The organism is Pectobacterium brasiliense, from assembly GCF_016950255.1.
Taxonomy (GTDB): domain Bacteria; phylum Pseudomonadota; class Gammaproteobacteria; order Enterobacterales; family Enterobacteriaceae; genus Pectobacterium; species Pectobacterium brasiliense.
Genome location: NZ_JACGFN010000001.1, coordinates 1,800,583 through 1,818,329, shown reverse-complemented (window position 1 = coordinate 1,818,329; position 17,747 = coordinate 1,800,583). Strand labels below are relative to the sequence as shown.

Sequence of the window (17,747 nt, the reverse complement as noted above, 5' to 3'; positions counted from 1 at the left end):
CACACACAAGGAGGAAACAGCATGAAGAAATCAGGAATAAAAGCACTGTGCTTAATCATTGGGATGAGCTTGTCTGGGTTGCCATTACTAAGTCAGGCGGCACCTAAAGCCGCCGACAGTACGGTAACAGCGGTGAAGTCTGCGCCAGCAGATCAGAAAGCGGAAAAAGCAACGCTTCCTGATGGTGATGAGGATAAGGTAAGCATTAATGCAGCAAGCGCCGCCGATTTGGCGGAAATAATGAACGGCGTCGGCCTTAAAAAGGCGGAGGCGATCGTGACCTATCGTGAGCAAAATGGTCCTTTCACCCAGATCGATCAATTAACTGAGGTCCCGGGAATTGGGGCTGCGTTGGTTGAACGAAATCTCTCTCGCTTAAAACTGTGATGTCAGTCGCAGCCCGGTCGAGCACTTCCTCTGGGCTGCGAACCTCTGCTAGGCTAATTATCAGGTCATACCAGTTGTTAGTTTTATCACAGGAGTATTACCGCTATGCAGACTTTCATTACCGTTCGTGGTTATCACATTGATGTTTATCAGCACGTTAATAACGCGCGTTATCTGGAGTTTCTGGAAGAGGCGCGTTGGCAATGGCTGGAAACGTTGCCTGCTTTTGGCTGGATGCATAGCAACAATATCGCTTTCGTCGTGGTGAACATCAATATTAACTATCGCAAGCCTGCCGTTCTCGGTGACGTGTTGCGTATTGATAGCGAACTACTACAGATGAATACGAAAAGTGGCGTGATTAGCCAGAAGATAACCCGAGTGTCTGATGAAAGCAACGTGGCCGATGCCACGCTGACGTTTGTCTGCATCGATTTATCGACGCAAAAATCACTGCCGCTGGAGGGAGAACTGCTGGAACACCTAAACGAGATTCGCCGTTAACATGAAGCAACAGGCCACTACCTGTACGGTGTGGCCTGTTGTTTTTACATGGCGTGATGGTTCTGCATGTAGGGTTCTGCGTAGCGACGTGAAGTCTCAGCGTAACCCTGCTTTCTGCTTCAGCGATGCCATGATAGCCACGGAGTCGTTTTGATATTGCGCGAGACCGTTTGCTCGCAAATGGCAGGCGGCACATTGACCACACCCATCACCCTTGATGCCGTTATAGCAGGTTAACGTGTGGTAACGAACGGTATCGAGTTGCTGGTAATGATCCGCCAGCGCCCAGGTTTCGGCTTTATTAAGCCACATCAGCGGGGTTTCAAAACGGATATCGCGGGCAATACCTAAAACAATAGCTTGGTTCAGTGCCTTGACGAATTCGTCGCGACAATCAGGGTAACCGGAAAAATCGGTCTCACATACACCAGTAATGACGGCCTCGGCACCGACTTGATAGGCGTAGATAGCCGCGAGCGTCAGGAAAAGAATGTTTCTTCCCGGAACGAAGGTATTGGGGATGCCTTGCGCATTGGCATCGTAATCGGGGACTGGAATACTGTCACGCGTCAGGCTGCTGGTGGCGAGTTCGTTCAGTAAGCCGACGTCGAGAACCTTATGCGCTGTTGCCCCCAGTTTCTGACTGAGTTCCCTAGCGACATCAATTTCCGCGCGGTGGCGTTGCCCATAATCGAAGGTGATGCAGTGGACGTCATCATAATCTTGCAGAGCCTGAATCAGGCAGGTTGTGGAATCTTGTCCACCGCTAAAAACGACAACAGCACGCTTCATTCTTTATTCACCTTAACGCGACGTTAACCGCAATACGTCTGCAACGCACAGCGGTGTAAAGTCGCTATTTTACCTGAAAAGCTATGCTATCTGAAAAAACCTGTTACCTGAAAAATAGCTCGGCTGTCGTTACGCCAGGCTGGGTTCAGGGGAAAGGTGAGCTATCGCTGGGTTGTTCAGCGCATTGAGATAAGGGCTAATGTCACCAATATTTTTTTCTACCCAACTGCTGTTGTAGTAGGTGTCCAGATAGCGTTCGCCGCTGTCGCAGAGCAGAGTCACAATCGCACCTTTTTGACCTCGCTTCACCATCTCTTTGGCCAGTTGCAGCATTCCCCAGACGTTGGTGCCAGTGGAGGCGCCTGCTTTGCGGCCTAACACGCTTTCCAGCCAGAACAGCGTTGCGATGCTGGCGGCATCCGGCACTTTGATCATGCTATCAATGACGTCAGGAATAAAAGACGGTTCAGCACGCGGACGGCCGATACCTTCGATCCGACTGCCGCACGGGCCAGTGATGGAGCGATCCCGCTGTTGGTAACAGTCGTAGAAGACGGAGTTTTCTGGATCGACGACGACCAGTTGTGTATCCAGCCCCTGATAGCGAATGTAGCGTCCGAGCGTGGCTGACGTACCGCCAGTTCCTGCACTCATCACAATGTAATTCGGCACGGTATGCGGTTCACGTGCCATTTGGCGGTAAATGCTGTCGGCAATATTGTTGTTGCCGCGCCAGTCGGTAGCGCGTTCTGCGTAGGTGAACTGATCCATATAATGGCCGTTCATCTCTTGCGCGAGCTGCTCAGATGCCGCATAGATTTGTCCTGCCTGTTCGACAAAATGGCAGCGCCCGCCATAGAAAGCGATTTGCTCGATTTTTCTTTTTGCGGTGCAGGAAGGCATGACGGCGATAAATGGCAGGCCAAGCAAGCGCGCAAAATAGGCTTCTGACACGGCCGTACTGCCGGATGACGCTTCAATAATCGGCGTGCCTTCTTTAATCCAACCGTTGCACAGCCCGTAGAGAAACAAGGAGCGAGCCAGACGGTGCTTCAGACTGCCGCTGGGATGTGTGCTTTCATCTTTGAGGTAAAAATAGATACCGGGATAATCCGGCAGGGTCAGACGGATAAGATGCGTGTCAGCCGAACGCTGAAAATCTGCTTCGATAGCGCTGATGGCATTTTTAACCCAGGCATTGGTCATGATGAAAACTCAGTTAGGCAGTGATGCGAATAGAGTAACGAGTTTTTAGGATAAAAAAATTACCTTTTTATCTCTTTATGGCCGATTTTATAGAAAAATTAACCCCTTTAATTTATTTTTGGAGTTTGTCTTTCTATTAAAATACGATGGCATCGTTACCCAAAAATCATAGCAATCGCAGTGGCTATTACTACGAGAGCCATTAAAGTAAATGCCATATTGATGGCACTAATAATGAAAGGGAATGCGATTACTGCGATGCCGAGCATTGCCGCGCTTATGCACGGTCTGGCAGATTCACGGCGAGCGAAGCCGAAAACGGCAAAAATAATCGCGAGACAGCCTAATGCTGATGTTGCGGTAATAACGAGTCGTCGTTCATTAAAGGGGGATTCGGGTTGTTGTGTCGAGGGGGCTTTCCCCATCAGCCTGTTTAGGGTCGTGTCTCGGATAGAAACAATTTTCTCTGCGATTTGTTCTTCAATGGTGACTTCGGGCGTTGATGGCCCTGCCCAAAAGTAGGAAACGGCAATAAGCAGTGCCAATGCACCAAGCACCATCCCAATCGTGCTGAATTTACTCTTTTTATCTGTTGTCATCATTTTCGCCACTCCTGATTGGCATAAAATATGCTGTTGGTCGATATCGCCACAAATCGTAGAGCTCAACCAGCCTGTTTATCGTATCACTCTCTGTAAAAGGTAATGAATTACCATATTATACAGTTCGTTATGTTTTTTCATTATCGAATGGTGATATGGTTTTCTGGTGTTGTCAGCGAGTGTTGAAGCCAATTTGGGGCGGAAAGAACATTGCTTTTCTCTCCGAATGGCGGAAAGTAGAGAAAAGTTTTCTATGGAGTGGCCCTATGTTGGATAAAATTGATCGCACACTGTTGAATATGCTGCAACAGGATTGCACGCTTTCGCTACAGACGCTGGCCGAGGCGGTTAATCTGACATCCACGCCGTGCTGGAAACGTCTGAAGCGCCTGGAGGAGGAAGGGATCATCCGGGCTCGGGTGGCGCTGCTGGATAATGAACGTCTGGGGCTAGGGCTTACAGCGTTTGTTTTATTGAAGACGCAGCAGCATAACCGCGACTGGTATCAGACTTTCACCCGCGTGGTGTCCGATATGCCGGAGGTGCTGGCTTTCTATCGTATGGCTGGCGAATACGATTACCTGATGCAGGTTCAGGTCGCTGATATGAAAAGCTATGATGATTTCTATAAACGGCTGGTGAATGGAATTCCCGGGCTGGTCGATGTAACATCTAGTTTTGCTATGGAACGAATCAAACATACCACGGCATTGCCCTTATCCCTGTGATTCATCATCCATCCGTCTTTTGTATAATCACTTGTCTGAGTCTGTCATGACCCGTCTGGCTATTGGAATAAAAATCGCGTGAGATTGTTTGCTCAACTGAGTTGGTATTTTCGCCGTGAATGGCGGCGCTATCTGGGTGCTGTTGCGCTATTGATTGCTATTGCCATCCTGCAATTGCTGCCCCCTAAACTGGTCGGTGTGATTGTCGATGGTGTAACGCAGCACGGCATGTCGATGACCGAAATGATGAAGTGGATTGGCGTGATGCTGCTGACTGCCGTCATGGTCTATCTGCTGCGCTACGTGTGGCGAGTGTTTCTGTTTGGTGCGTCATACCAGTTGGCGGTTGAACTACGAGAGGATTTTTATCGTCAATTAAGCCGTCAGCATCCGGCATTTTACCAGCGTCACCGTACCGGCGATCTGATGGCGCGTGCGACTAACGATGTCGATCGCGTGGTCTTTGCCGCCGGAGAAGGCGTGCTGACGCTGGTCGATTCGATGGTGATGGGCTGTGCCGTACTGGTTGTCATGTGTACTCAAATCAGTTGGGAACTGACCCTGCTGGCGCTGCTTCCGATGCCGGTCATGGCGATTTTCATCAAGCGCTACGGTACCCAACTGCATAACCGTTTTAAATCCGCACAGGCCGCGTTTTCTTCGCTTAACGATCAGGCGCAGGAAGGTTTGACCAGCATTCGGATGATTAAAGCCTTCGGGTTGGAAAACTATCAGTCCTCGCGTTTTGCGCAGGTTGCGGCGGACGCCGGTGCCAAAAATATGCACGTTGCCCGCGTTGATGCCCGCTTCGATCCCACGATTTATATTGCCGTCGGGCTGTCGAATTTGCTGGCGATTGGCGGCGGCAGTTGGATGGTGATTAACGGTTCGCTGACGTTAGGTTTGTTGACCAGCTTTGTCATGTATCTGGGGTTGATGATCTGGCCGATGCTGGCACTGGCCTGGATGTTTAATATTGTTGAGCGTGGTAGCGCGGCATATAGCCGTATTCGTCAACTGCTTGCGGAAGATCTCGTGGTGAAAGACGGTGAGGAATCATTGCCTGCCGAGCGGGGCGTACTGGAAGTGAATATTTCCGCGTTTCGTTACCCAGATAATACCCGTGATGCTTTACAACATATTCAGTTTACGCTGGCACCGGGCAATATGCTGGGGCTATGTGGGCCGACCGGATCGGGGAAAAGTACGCTGCTGGCGTTGATATTGCGTCACTTCGATACCCAATCGGGAGAGATTCGTTATCACGGTCGTCCATTGAGCGCCATTCGGTTGGATGAACTGCGCAGCCGTTTTGCCGTGGTGGGGCAAATGCCTTTTTTGTTTTCCGATACCGTGGCGCAAAACATTGCACTGGGTCGACCTGATGCTACCCAACAAGAGATTGAACAGGCGGCACGGCTTGCGAGCGTTCATGACGACATTCTGCGTTTACCTCAGGGTTACCAGACGGAGGTCGGAGAGCGCGGCGTGATGTTATCAGGCGGTCAAAAACAGCGGATCGCGATTGCCCGAGCACTGCTGCTGGATGCTGAAATTTTGGTGCTGGACGATGCGCTGTCTGCGGTTGATGGACGAACGGAACACCAGATTTTGCAGAATCTCAAAACATGGGGCGAAAAGCGGACGCTGATCATCAGCGCACATCGTCTGTCAGCCCTAACCGAAGCGAATGAAATCGTGGTGTTGCAGCAGGGACAAACGGTGCAGCGTGGCACACATCGGACGCTGGCGGCACAACCCGGCTGGTATCGGGATATGCACCGTTATCAACAGCTGGAGGCGGCGCTGGATGATGTGCCGCAGTTGGAAGGAACGAAAAATGAATAGTCCTCAACAGTTTTGGCCAACCCTGAAACGTCTGCTGGCCTATGGTTCCCCCTGGCGAAAACCGCTGTTACAGGGCGTACTGATGCTGTGGATTGCTGCAATCGCTGAAGTCTCAGGCCCCGTGTTGGTGAGCTATTTTATTGACGATTTGGTAGCAAAAGGCCAGTTCCCGCTGGCGATTGCGGCGGGCCTGGCAATGGCCTATATCCTGCTGCAAATTCTGGCGGCCTCGCTGCACTATTTCCAGACGCTGCTGTTCAACCGCGTTGCGGTCGGTGTCGTCCAGCAACTGCGCATTGATGTGATGGATGCGGCGTTGCGCCAGCCGTTGAGTACATTTGATACGCAACCCGTAGGGCAATTGATTTCACGCGTCACCAATGACACCGAAGTGGTTAAAGACCTGTACGTCATGGTGGTGTCAACGGTATTACGCAGTGCGGCGTTGGTGGGGGCGATGCTGGTGGCGATGTTCAGTCTGAACTGGCAGATGGCGCTGGTTGCACTGATGATTTTCCCTGCGGTAGCGACGGTCATGGTGCTGTACCATCGCTTTAGTACGCCGATTGTCCGCAAGGTGAGGAGCTATCTGGCTGACATCAATGATGGCTTCAATGAAGTGATTAACGGCATGGGCGTGATTCAGCAGTTTCGCCAGCAGGCCCGCTTTGGCAAGAAACTGGGGGCCGCCAGCCATGAGCATTATGAAGCGCGGATGAAGGCTCTGCGTCTGGAAGGTTTCCTGCTGAGGCCGTTGCTGAGCCTGTTTGCTGCGATGGTACTGTGTGGTTTGTTAATCCAATTCGGTTTCAGCTCAATGGGATCGGTTGGCGTCGGGGTCTTGTACGCGTTTATCAACTATTTGGGCCGTCTGAATGAACCGCTGATTGAACTGACAACTCAGCAAACGATGTTACAGCAGGCGGTTGTCGCCGGTGAGCGTATCTTTGAACTGATGGATGGCAAAAAGCAGCGCTACGGCGATGATGAGCGTCCTTTGGCGACCGGGCGCGTCGATATTGACGATGTTTCTTTCTCGTATGGCACAGAAAAACGCGTGCTACAGAATATTTCTCTGACGATACCAGAGCGCGGATTCGTTGCGTTGGTCGGGCATACCGGCAGTGGAAAAAGTACGCTAGCCAGTTTGCTTATGGGATATTACGCACCGGATGAGGGTGAGATCCGACTTGATGGCCGCCCGCTGTCGACGCTCTCTCATGCGGTGTTGCGCCAAAATGTGGCAATGGTGCAACAGGATCCGGTTGTGCTGGCGGAATCCATGTTTGTGAATGTGACGCTGGGGCGTGATATCAGCGAAGAGGCCGTCTGGCGCGTGCTGGAAGTGGTGCAGCTTGCCGAACTGGTTCGGGCTTTCCCTGAAGGATTGCATACGCGTATTGGCGAGCAGGGGAATAACCTGTCTACCGGACAAAAGCAGCTGTTGGCGATTGCGCGGGTACTGGTGCAAACGCCTAAAATCCTGATTCTCGATGAAGCGACGGCGAATATTGACTCGGGTACGGAGCAGGCGGTGCAAAAGGCGCTGCGCATTATCAGGGAACAGACAACCTTGATTATCATCGCCCATCGGCTTTCCACTATCGTTGAGGCCGACACGATTATGGTGCTCCATCATGGGCAAACCGTTGAGCGTGGAACGCATGAGCAACTGCTGCAACAGCAGGGGCGCTATTATCAAATGTATCAATTGCAGCTCGCCGGAGAGGATCTTGCAGCCACCAGCACTGAGGCTTGTCCTACGCACTGAAACTGATCTGGGATAGTATCTCGGTCTGCACCGCTTTGTGTGGTGCAGACTGACAGTCTATTCATGGCTTCGCACCATCAATAGGCATCGTGATTCTGGTTTTCCCCCGCACTGCACTGAAAATACTCTTCGTGCACTAAATTAGTGCAATTCTTGCCCGATTCTTCCTGCATTTCTTTCCCACCGGGTTTTCTTTTTGCCCTTTCTTATCGTTAATAGCGTTCTTTTTCCTGATTTGTGCCAGATAAATCATTTATGGCACACCCTTTGCTTTAGTCATGACGTAGACCGACTTCATAGAGCATGTAATCGAACAAGTGACGGGCGAAAGCCTGAACGTAATGGCTAGGGGGAAGATAAATGAAACTGGTTACTGTGGTGATAAAACCATTCAAGCTGGAAGATGTACGTGAAGCGTTATCTTCTGTCGGCATCCAGGGACTTACCGTCACTGAGGTGAAAGGATTTGGTCGTCAGAAAGGGCACGCGGAGCTATACCGCGGCGCAGAATACAGCGTTAATTTTTTACCCAAGGTAAAAATTGATATCGCGATTGCAGACGACCAGTTGGATGAAGTGATCGACGTCATCAGCAAAGCCGCGTACACCGGAAAAATTGGTGATGGCAAAATTTTTGTCGCCGAGTTGCAAAGGGTTATCCGTATTCGTACGGGTGAAACTGACGAAGCCGCACTTTAACAACACCTAGCGTAGATACGTAAATAGGGATGGATGAAAATGAAAAAACGACTCTCTTCATTAGGTCTCGGTGTGGCGGCATTACTCCCGTCCTGGGCAATGGCTGCGACACCGACGATTGATAAAGCGGACAACGCTTTTATTATGATTTGTACCGCACTGGTACTCTTTATGACTATACCGGGCATCGCACTGTTTTACGGCGGCCTGATTCGTTCTAAGAACGTTCTGTCCATGATGACGCAGGTGAGCGTAACGTTCGCGATGGTTTGTATCCTGTGGGTCGTTTACGGATATAGCCTGGCCTTCAGCGAAGGTAACGCCTTCTTCGGTGGTTTCAGCACCTTTATGCTGAAAGGCATCGGGATTGAATCCATCAGTGGCACCTTCTATCAGTTCGTGCACGTGGCTTATCAGGCTTCCTTTGCCTGTATCACCGTGGCGCTGATTGTCGGGGCGATTGCTGAGCGTATTCGTTTCTCTGCTGTCCTGATCTTTGTTGCGCTGTGGCTGACGTTCTCCTACCTGCCGATGACGCACATGGTATGGGGCGGTGGCTATCTGGCGGCGGATGGTGCGCTGGACTTCGCTGGCGGTACGGTGGTTCACATCAACGCCGCAGTTGCTGGTTTGGTTGGTGCTTACCTGCTGGGCAAACGTGCTGGTTTTGGCAAAGAGGCCTTCAAACCGCATAACCTGCCGATGGTGTTTATCGGTACGGCGATCCTGTACATCGGCTGGTTTGGTTTCAATGCGGGTTCTGCGGGGGCTGCGAACGGTATCGCCGCTCTGGCTTTCCTGAACACCGTTGTCGCGACTGCCGCTGCAATTCTGGCATGGGTTGGCGGTGAGTGGATGGTCCGTGGTAAGCCTTCTCTGCTGGGCGCATGCTCTGGCTGTATCGCGGGTCTGGTGGCAATCACGCCAGCTGCGGGTACGGTTGGCGTGGGTGGTGCATTGATCATCGGTCTGGCCGGTGGTGTTGCAGGCTTGTGGGGTGTAACGGTACTGAAAAGATGGCTGCGTGTGGATGACCCATGTGATGTGTTCGGTGTTCACGGCGTGTGCGGCATCGTTGGTTGTATCCTGACTGGCGTATTCACTTCTGCATCACTGGGCGGTACTGGCTATGCGGAAGGCGTGACGATGGCACACCAGATTTGGGTCCAGCTGTTCAGCGTGATTGTTTGTCTGGTGTGGTCTGGCGTGGTGGCATTTGTCGCCTTCAAGATCGCGGATATGGTTGTCGGCCTGCGTGTACCTGAAGATCAAGAGCGCGAAGGTCTGGACGTAAACAGCCATGGCGAGAGCGCTTACAACCAATAAGATCGCGTAAATTAATCAGTGAGATAGTCAGAATACAGTATGCAGGCGTGGGGGAGACTCCACGCCTGTTTTATTATCAGTCTTAAACCACCCCCCTCCAGATGAGGTGGTTTTTTACGTTACGAGTTTGCCGCAAGGTTTACGGCTGGCGACGACGTATGACGCCTTCCTGCACGCTGGATGCAACCAGCACGCCTTCCCGAGTATAGAATTGCCCACGAACGAAACCACGAGCACCGGATGCTGACGTGCTTTCTACGGTATATAACAGCCAGTCATCCAGCCGGAAATCACGGTGGAACCACATTGAGTGATCGATGGTAGCGACCTGCATACTCGGCTCCAAAAAGCCAACGCCGTGAGGCTGTAAGGCCGTGAGTAGGAAATTGCAGTCAGACGTATAGCCGAGCAGATATTGGTGAATACGCTTATCGTCCGGCAGCGTGCTACTGGCACGACACCAGACGTGTCGCACCGGCTCGTCTACTTCGCCTTTTAGTGGGTTATGGAATTTAACCGGGCGTATCTCAATCGGGCTGGCCTGAATAAATTTATCGTGAAAGCGGGGTGGCAGAAGGTGCTGCATATCTTGTGCGATTTCCTGCTCGGATTTCAGATCTTCTGGCGGTGTGACGTTTGGCATCACATTTTGGTGCTCGAACCCTTCTTCATGACTTTGAAATGAGGCCGTCATATAAAAAATAGGGCGACCATTCTGGATAGCCCTAACGCGTCTGGCGCTGAAGCTGTTGCCATCGCGCAGGTTTTCAACGTCATAAATAATCGGTTTCTGGCTATCGCCGGGTAGCAAAAAGTAGCTGTGGAAAGAGTGAATGTTGCGCTCGACGGGGACAGTCTGTTTGGCGGCCGACATGGCCTGCCCGACGACTTGCCCACCAAAGACCTGACGCAGCCCTAAATCATCGCTTTGTCCGCGAAATAGCCCTTCTTCGAGTTTCTCTAAATGCAGGAGGTCGAGAAGGTGTTGTAGTGATTGACTCATAATATCGGCCCCAATGAATGCGAATAAATAATTATCTGTTTGTTTTTAAGGTATAAAATATTTTTTTATGGTTTTTTTACTGCAATGAATGTGTGGATTTCAGGAAAATATCAGAATTTTGCACCATCATTATTGTGTTGGGTGAATCATACTATTTATGAGTACCGGTTTTCGATACCGGTAGTCTGACAATAATAAAGGAGACTGACCGAATGAAATTATGGCATATATTAGGCGGTATCACGTTATCGATGACTCTGGTTGCATGTGCACAGAGGAATGATTATGGCGTTTCTCCTCAAACTGGCGCACCTGTCACGTCTGTTTCTTCACAGCGCCCGGCTGTTGCAATGCCAGCGGTAACCGGTACGGTGAATATTCGTCAGCGCATTGCACTCCCTCATAACGCCGTTTTAACCGTTACGGTATCTGATGCATCGCTGGCGGATGCACCTTCAAAAGTGATCACTCAGCGTGTGACGCGTACAGAAGGAAAGCAGGCACCTTTCCGATTCGAGTTACCGTATAACCCGGCTGATATTCAGCCCAACGCGCGTATCTTACTCAGCGCAGCCGTTGCGATAGACAATCGTATCGTGATGGTGACGGAGAACGTCTTGCCGGTTATTAGCAACGGAGTAAATAACGCCGATTTGGTGCTGGTACCTGTCGCCTCTGTTCCCTTACCCGCGAAAAATCAGGGATCAATGATGTCTAACCCGACAAATCAGACTCCTCATATGCTTCAGGGACAGTCTGACTCGTCATCTATGGCACCACAGGCCATCTGGTAATTCATCTGGATACGCGCCGCTATGGCGCGTATTGCCAGCGATATTTTGCAAGATCAACTTTTCCCTGACGATTGAAAATGATGCCCTCCGCCTGTAGTGCTGACTTTTGACGCACATAGTCTCCACCGACCAGCGATATTTCGCCTTTACGATTGATTACCCGATGCCAGGGGAGTTTGCTGTCTTTCGGCAGACGTTTTAATACTCCGCCGACTTGCCTAGATGCTCTGGGTGAATCGGCCAACTGCGCGATGTCGCCATAGGTCGCTATTTTTCCGTAAGGGATTGCCGCGACGATTTGAAAAACGCGCTGGCGGAAATTATCGTTTTCTTCTGACATCCGCGGGTGTTCCTGCTGTTCCTAAACCGATTGAACATCATAGTGGCACAGTGGGGTGGGTAAGAAAACAACGGTTAGTCGGTGTTAGCTTGCAATTGCCTATCCCATCGCCGATAATGCCCACCGCTTTGTGACACGTTGCGATTATCATGTGCAAGCCGTTATAAAGCCGTCAATGGAGGCCCTGTCGGTTCTCCCGCAACACTAACCTGTGGATTCGGTCAGGTCCGGAAGGAAGCAGCCGCAGCAGGAGACGTGTGTGCCGGGATGTAGCTGGCAGGGCCTCCACCATTTCTGCCCTCGCTAGCCGTTTCATCGCCAGACTGGTCTTCATTTTCCTTCACATAAACTACATTCTCTACCATAAACCCGTTTTCTGACATACATAAACGTTGAGCCACCATTCTTTGCTCGATAGGTGTCATTTACCGATCGCTGTTTTTTCGAGAGGATGACCGTGTATCTTTACTTGGTGAGTAATAATTGCGGTAATTATTACATCCTCTCTTTTCATCACGGGATATACTATTCGTGGGTGCTATCGATGCGATTGTTATAAACGATGAGTGTCGGGGAAATAAGCGTAAAGGGTGAGAAATAATTCATTTTTACTTAATAAGAAAAATACAATTTGTTACAAGTCTTACGCAATTAATACGTCAAAAGATAATAAAAACAAAGGCCGATAATATATCGGCGCAGTGTAATTAATGTCAGTTTTTGTATGCGTTTCGTTAGGAATTAACGAACGTATCGCCATACTGCAGTAGGGACTTTGTCGTAGAGTTTGTTCATCGTCAGTTCAGCCAGACGATGATCAGCTGCGGAAAAGAACATCTCTAGTTCATCATTAGAGAGTTCATACTTGTTTTTTTCAATAACGCGTTCGAGAGTGTCAATGGTTGTGCATTTACGCAAACGCATCAAATAGTCGATTTTTTTCATAATGGCCTATGCAAGCAGTACCTGGTGGTTAAAAAATATAAATAAATTATTGCTTAAGTTTTAGCAGGCGTACAGATGTTCTCCCCTGAGAACATTCCGAATAATTTTGCTTTGGACTTCTGCCAACGCCGTAGTTCAGCATCATTAATACCATAGTTGCTAAACAAGACGTAAGTATCATCCAAATACTTTTCAACCTGCTCTGAAAGTTCACTTTCGTTAGGGTATTTTATTTTAAATGTGAGAATAAACGTAGCGATATGCTCAATAAGTTCATTTAATTGGAGATTGATCGCAGATGTTGGATCATTGACCCAGCCGTGACTGCTATCGCCTAACGTCGCTATACTTTCGTCACACAGATTCTCACATAAGAATCTGAGTTGGGCAATATCATAATGTTTTGGTGTGTACTCATCCATATCAATCCCTCCGTTAAGCCGTTATTCAGTGTTACTGCGGTTAACACCTGGTAAACAGGTAGACTGATGAAACTTACAAGATAAAACGTTAACGTTGTTTCGTATTCATGTTGTTACAGACAGGGCGTGGAACCATTGTGATTTGTTCTGTAATGAATGAGAAAACAGTGATTATCGTCCCTCCCAGTATCTACTATGTCGCGAAATAGGGTCGGCGTAAATACCAACATCTCATGACTTAACCTTAAGTATAGCTATACCATGGTGGTTAAGGTTACGTCATTCTATATATGACTATAGCAAAAGCGTTCGTAAAATTCGCGGATAATAGGGAAGGTTTTCACTGCTATTTATTTTGATTAATCCTCAAATTTTTTTGTTGTAACAATGAGCATAGAATAAACTCGTCTGCGGCTTATTTAATTATTTCTATCTGAAAATATGAGAAATGGCAGAAGGAATGCGAAGAGATTGCTCAGCGGATAAGGGCTTTTGGCACTCGTTATCTTATTGTTTCAGCAGTTTTTTCATGCGAATCATCCCGTGCAGTCTTGTTAGCGTCATAACATCGACTGTATCGGGATGAAGTTGAGAAAGATTAACCTTTTTTCTTTTTTCCGCCTTGTACGGCCTTAAAGCGCGGGTTGGATTTGCATATAACGTAAACTCGCCCGCGACGGCGGACCACAATACAATCCTTATGACGATTCTTTGCTGAACGTAGCGAACTAAGCACCTGCATTTTATAGCCCTCTCTGATTACTTGAAGAAGTTGCCAAAGCGCTGCTGGAAGCGCGCCGTGCTGCCTTCTTTAGAATATTCTTTTTGCTTCCCGGTATAATAGGGATGCGATGCCGCAGAAACGTCAATGGTGACGTAAGGGTAGCTGGACCCCTCCAGTTCAATGGTTCGATCGGTTTTAATCGTTGATCCCGTCTTGTAATAAACATCCGCGCTGGTGTCATGAAATACCACCGTGCGATAGTCAGGATGAATACCTGCTTTCATAGCTGCCTCATTTGTTATGTTATAACATATCTATCATGTTGCGCTTTTTTGACATCAGGATCAACCATTATGTTGTTGCAAGGCCGCAGCATTCTCTAAGTCACTATAGAGGCGGATAAAGATGTAAACGGCACTGTGCTCGTTTGGTGAGAATGAGCTGAGAGGAAAGAGCCGGAAAGTAAAAAAGGCCGCTAGGCGGCCTTTTAGGGGAGATATCGATGGATGTTCAGCCTTAGTGTGCTGTTGTGTCGTCTACTTTCTTGCCAAAACGGCGGCGGACAACAACAAAGAACACCGGAACGAAGAAGATAGCCAGCACGGTTGCTGTAATCATCCCGCCCATTACGCCAGTACCAACGGCGTTCTGTGCACCGGAGCCTGCACCACTACTGATAACCAGCGGCATTACACCGAGGATAAAGGCAAGTGACGTCATTAGGATTGGACGCAAACGCATACGAACGGCATCAAGCGTTGCTTCAATCAGTCCTTTCCCTTCTTTCTCCATCAGATCTTTAGCAAATTCGACAATCAATATGGCGTTCTTCGCCGATAGCCCTATGGTTGTCAACAGGCCCACCTTAAAGTAAACGTCGTTTTCAAGACCTGTCATATTCGCTGCAATTAACGCACCGATGATCCCCAATGGAACAACCAGCATGACGGAGAACGGTATTGACCAGCTCTCATAAAGCGCTGCCAGACACAGGAACACGACAATCAATGAAATGGCATAGATAGCAGGTGCCTGGTTGCCTGATAACCGCTCCTGATAGGACATCCCCGTCCATTCGTAGCCGATACCTTGCGGTAATTGGGTCACGAAACTTTCCATCAATGCCATGGCTTCACCGGTACTCTTACCTGGCGCGGCTTCACCTTGGATCTGCATGGATGGTTGGCCGTTATAACGTTCCAGACGTGGTGAACCATATTCCCAGTGGCTCTGCGTGAATGCAGAGAATGGCACCATCTGTCCATTGCTACCGCGAATGTACCAGTTTTTGATGTCATCCGGCAGCATACGGAAAGGTGCATCGGCCTGAACGTAAACTTTCTTCACACGACCGCGATCGATAAAGTCATTCACGTAGGATCCACCCAGCGTGGTTGCCAATGTTGAACTGATATCCGACAGTGACACACCAAGCGCCTGTGCTTTTTCCTGATCGATATCGAGACGGAACTGCGGGGTATCTTCCATCCCGTTAGGACGAACTTGTACCAGCGTATCTGGATGTTGTGCCGCCATACCTAGCAGCTGGTTACGCGCTTCCGTCAGTTTTGCATGCCCAAGGTTAGCCTGGTCAATCAACTGGAAGTCGAAACCTGTTGCGGTACCTAGTTCGATAATCGCAGGAACGTTGGCTGCAATCACGATAGCTTCTTTGTACTGGCTGAAGACTGCGTTAGCTCGGCCTGCAATCGCCTGGACTTTATTTTCTGCGCCGCTTCGTTCACTCCAGTCACTCAGGCTGGCGAAGGCCAGACCGGCATTCTGCCCGCGACCTGAGAACCCGAAGCCCGTCACGGTAAACACAGACTTGACGTTACCTTTCTCATTTTCGAGATAGTATTGCGTCATTCTGTCCATGATTTTCTGCGTGTTTTCCTGCGTCGCACCTGAAGGCAACTGAACGATGTTCAGGAGAACCCCCTGATCTTCGTCTGGCAGGAAGGACGTCGGCAAACGTAAGAACAAGAGTGCCAGACCCACAACAATCAGCAGATAGATGACCAGATAACGGCCTGTGCTGCGCAGGATATTTGCCACGCTATCGGTGTAGTGATTAGTGCTTTTCTCGAACAGTCTATTGAACCAGCCGAAGAAGCCTTTCTTCTCACCATGATCGCCTTTGGCAATCGGTTTTAGCAGTGTTGCGCAAAGCGCAGGCGTCAAAATCAATGCGACCAGAACCGACAGCACCATCGCAGAAACGATTGTGATGGAGAACTGGCGGTAGATTGCCCCTGTCGAACCACCGGTAAACGCCATAGGAACGAATACCGCGGACAGTACCAGTGCAATACCGACCAACGCGCCTTGGATCTGCTCCATGGAGCGCTTTGTCGCTTCTTTAGGCGGTAGACCTTCTTCCGCCATGACACGTTCCACGTTTTCCACGACGACGATGGCGTCATCCACCAGAAGCCCGATGGCGAGAACCATCGCGAACATCGTCAAGGTGTTAATGGAATAACCAAACGCAGAGAGGATAGCAAACGTCCCCAGCAAGACGACCGGTACCGCGATAGTTGGGATCAGCGTGGCGCGGAAGTTCTGCAAGAACAGATACATCACCAGGAATACCAGTACGATGGCTTCCACCAGCGTTTTCACTACTTCGTTGATCGAGATCTTAACGAAGGGCGTTGTATCATATGGGTAAACCACTTTGAGGCCAGAAGGGAAGAACTCTTCCGCTTTCGTCAATGCATCTTTTACAGCGGTTGCGGTATCCAGCGCGTTCGCACCGGTTGCCAGTTTGATACCAATACCAGCAGCAGGTTTACCATTGAAACGTGCGATAACGTCGTAGCCTTCTGCTCCCAACTCAACGCGTGCGACGTCTTTAAGGCGAACCTGAGATCCATCCGCGTTAACTTTCAGCAGTATTTTAGAAAACTCTTCTGCTGAGTTCAGGCGGGTTTGCGCAATGATCGAGGCATTCAACTGCTGACCGGGAACCGGTGGAGCGCCCCCCAATTGTCCTGCTGCGATCTGGTTGTTTTGAACCCGAATTGCTGCGCTGACGTCACCTGCGGTTAACTGATAGTTATTAAGCTTGTTCGGATCCAGCCAGATACGCATCGCGTACTGGGAACCAAACAGTTGCGCGTCGCCTACGCCGGATGTACGGCTGATAGGGTCTTTAACGTTAGCAGCTACGTAGTCAGCGATATCTTCCTGCGACATTTTACCGTCTTCACTGATGAAGGCGGCAACCATAAGGAAGCTGCTACTTGATTTCTGAACGTTAACCCCTTGCTGCTGTACTTCCTGCGGCAGCAGCGGCATGGCCAGTTGTAGTTTGTTCTGTACCTGAACCTGTGCGATGTCCGGATCGGTACCGGCCTCAAAAGTCAGCGTAATCTGGACTGTACCTGAGGAATCACTGCTTGATGACATGTACATCAGGTTATCGATACCGTTCATATTCTGTTCGATAACCTGCGTAACGGAGTCTTGCAGCGTTGATGCATCGGCCCCTGGATAAGTTGCTGTTACGTCAATCGCGGGTGGTGCGATCGTCGGATACTGGGCAATCGGTAATTTAACAATTGCCAGCAACCCCGTCAGCATCACCATGATGGCGAGTACCCATGCAAAAATGGGTCGATCTATAAAAAACTTAGCCATGAATTGTACCG

General features: G+C 49.7%; 18 protein-coding genes and 1 other RNA gene. 9 read left to right on the top strand and 10 right to left on the bottom strand.

The window, feature by feature from the left end; translation table 11 throughout:
* The first annotated feature begins 21 nt into the window (after positions 1 to 21).
* Together H4F65_RS08050 and H4F65_RS08045 are read left to right on the top strand one after the other, a co-directional pair.
* Complete coding sequence (locus H4F65_RS08050) at positions 22 to 387, top strand: helix-hairpin-helix domain-containing protein (RefSeq protein ID WP_010282155.1); 366 nt, start codon at positions 22 to 24, stop codon at positions 385 to 387.
* A 105-nt stretch (positions 388 to 492) separates the two neighbouring features.
* On the top strand, positions 493 to 891 hold the full coding sequence (locus H4F65_RS08045) for an acyl-CoA thioesterase (RefSeq protein ID WP_010282161.1): 399 nt from the start codon (positions 493 to 495) through the stop codon (positions 889 to 891).
* 96 nt (positions 892 to 987) lie between these two features.
* Here H4F65_RS08045 and queC read toward each other — a convergent pair whose 3' ends face one another.
* The 3 genes from queC to H4F65_RS08030 all read right to left on the bottom strand — a co-directional run bounded on the left by queC (position 988) and on the right by H4F65_RS08030 (position 3,491).
* Complete coding sequence (gene queC, locus H4F65_RS08040) at positions 988 to 1,683, bottom strand: 7-cyano-7-deazaguanine synthase QueC (RefSeq protein WP_010282163.1); 696 nt, start codon at positions 1,681 to 1,683, stop codon at positions 988 to 990.
* 129 nt (positions 1,684 to 1,812) lie between these two features.
* The gene (locus H4F65_RS08035) at positions 1,813 to 2,889 is read right to left on the bottom strand and encodes a PLP-dependent cysteine synthase family protein (protein WP_039319299.1); all 1,077 of its coding nucleotides are present in this window, start codon (positions 2,887 to 2,889) and stop codon (positions 1,813 to 1,815) included.
* A 155-nt stretch (positions 2,890 to 3,044) separates the two neighbouring features.
* Positions 3,045 to 3,491: a hypothetical protein gene (locus H4F65_RS08030; RefSeq protein ID WP_010282167.1), complete on the bottom strand. Its 447-nt coding sequence runs from the start codon at positions 3,489 to 3,491 to the stop codon at positions 3,045 to 3,047.
* A 266-nt stretch (positions 3,492 to 3,757) separates the two neighbouring features.
* Between H4F65_RS08030 and H4F65_RS08025 the strand changes: the two genes are divergently transcribed.
* The 5 genes from H4F65_RS08025 to amtB all read left to right on the top strand — a co-directional run bounded on the left by H4F65_RS08025 (position 3,758) and on the right by amtB (position 9,863).
* Positions 3,758 to 4,219: an Lrp/AsnC family transcriptional regulator gene (locus H4F65_RS08025; protein WP_010282169.1), complete on the top strand. Its 462-nt coding sequence runs from the start codon at positions 3,758 to 3,760 to the stop codon at positions 4,217 to 4,219.
* Positions 4,220 to 4,297: 78 nt separating this feature from the next.
* Positions 4,298 to 6,067 carry a SmdA family multidrug ABC transporter permease/ATP-binding protein gene (locus H4F65_RS08020; RefSeq protein ID WP_010282170.1) on the top strand — a complete coding sequence of 590 codons (1,770 nt, stop codon included), beginning with the start codon at positions 4,298 to 4,300 and terminating at the stop codon, positions 6,065 to 6,067.
* Positions 6,060 to 7,838 (top strand): SmdB family multidrug efflux ABC transporter permease/ATP-binding protein, encoded by a 1,779-nt coding sequence (locus H4F65_RS08015; protein ID WP_010282171.1) that lies wholly within the window; start codon positions 6,060 to 6,062, stop codon positions 7,836 to 7,838. Before H4F65_RS08020 ends, H4F65_RS08015 begins: the two co-directional genes overlap by 8 nt.
* Before the next feature lie 360 nt (positions 7,839 to 8,198).
* Positions 8,199 to 8,537 (top strand): P-II family nitrogen regulator, encoded by a 339-nt coding sequence (glnK, locus tag H4F65_RS08010; protein ID WP_002208627.1) that lies wholly within the window; start codon positions 8,199 to 8,201, stop codon positions 8,535 to 8,537.
* A 39-nt stretch (positions 8,538 to 8,576) separates the two neighbouring features.
* A complete protein-coding gene (gene amtB / locus H4F65_RS08005; protein ID WP_010282229.1) occupies positions 8,577 to 9,863 on the top strand; it encodes an ammonium transporter AmtB in 1,287 nt (428 codons plus the stop codon).
* A 139-nt stretch (positions 9,864 to 10,002) separates the two neighbouring features.
* Here amtB and tesB read toward each other — a convergent pair whose 3' ends face one another.
* A complete protein-coding gene (tesB, locus tag H4F65_RS08000) occupies positions 10,003 to 10,866 on the bottom strand; it encodes an acyl-CoA thioesterase II (RefSeq protein WP_010282232.1) in 864 nt (287 codons plus the stop codon).
* 212 nt (positions 10,867 to 11,078) lie between these two features.
* On the opposite strand from tesB, the gene H4F65_RS07995 reads away from it, so the two are divergent.
* The gene (locus H4F65_RS07995) at positions 11,079 to 11,660 is read left to right on the top strand and encodes a YbaY family lipoprotein (RefSeq protein ID WP_010282236.1); all 582 of its coding nucleotides are present in this window, start codon (positions 11,079 to 11,081) and stop codon (positions 11,658 to 11,660) included.
* Positions 11,661 to 11,679: 19 nt separating this feature from the next.
* Here H4F65_RS07995 and H4F65_RS07990 read toward each other — a convergent pair whose 3' ends face one another.
* Positions 11,680 to 12,000, bottom strand: coding sequence for an MGMT family protein (locus tag H4F65_RS07990; protein ID WP_010282239.1), 321 nt, complete (start codon positions 11,998 to 12,000; stop codon positions 11,680 to 11,682).
* A gap of 185 nt (positions 12,001 to 12,185) precedes the next feature.
* Here H4F65_RS07990 and ffs point away from each other — a divergent pair.
* An RNA gene (gene ffs / locus H4F65_RS07985) (signal recognition particle sRNA small type) lies at positions 12,186 to 12,282 on the top strand.
* 459 nt (positions 12,283 to 12,741) lie between these two features.
* Here the strand turns inward: ffs and H4F65_RS07980 are convergent.
* The 5 genes from H4F65_RS07980 to H4F65_RS07960 all read right to left on the bottom strand — a co-directional run bounded on the left by H4F65_RS07980 (position 12,742) and on the right by H4F65_RS07960 (position 17,736).
* Positions 12,742 to 12,945, bottom strand: a complete 204-nt coding sequence (locus H4F65_RS07980; protein WP_005976087.1) for an HHA domain-containing protein — start codon at positions 12,943 to 12,945, stop codon at positions 12,742 to 12,744.
* 53 nt (positions 12,946 to 12,998) lie between these two features.
* On the bottom strand, positions 12,999 to 13,367 hold the full coding sequence (gene tomB, locus H4F65_RS07975; RefSeq protein ID WP_010282247.1) for an Hha toxicity modulator TomB: 369 nt from the start codon (positions 13,365 to 13,367) through the stop codon (positions 12,999 to 13,001).
* 598 nt (positions 13,368 to 13,965) lie between these two features.
* Complete coding sequence (ykgO, locus tag H4F65_RS07970; protein WP_005976091.1) at positions 13,966 to 14,109, bottom strand: type B 50S ribosomal protein L36; 144 nt, start codon at positions 14,107 to 14,109, stop codon at positions 13,966 to 13,968.
* 17 nt (positions 14,110 to 14,126) lie between these two features.
* Positions 14,127 to 14,375 carry a type B 50S ribosomal protein L31 gene (locus H4F65_RS07965; protein ID WP_010282248.1) on the bottom strand — a complete coding sequence of 83 codons (249 nt, stop codon included), beginning with the start codon at positions 14,373 to 14,375 and terminating at the stop codon, positions 14,127 to 14,129.
* Positions 14,376 to 14,607: 232 nt separating this feature from the next.
* The gene (locus tag H4F65_RS07960; protein WP_039312320.1) at positions 14,608 to 17,736 is read right to left on the bottom strand and encodes an efflux RND transporter permease subunit; all 3,129 of its coding nucleotides are present in this window, start codon (positions 17,734 to 17,736) and stop codon (positions 14,608 to 14,610) included.
* Positions 17,737 to 17,747 lie beyond the last annotated feature (11 nt).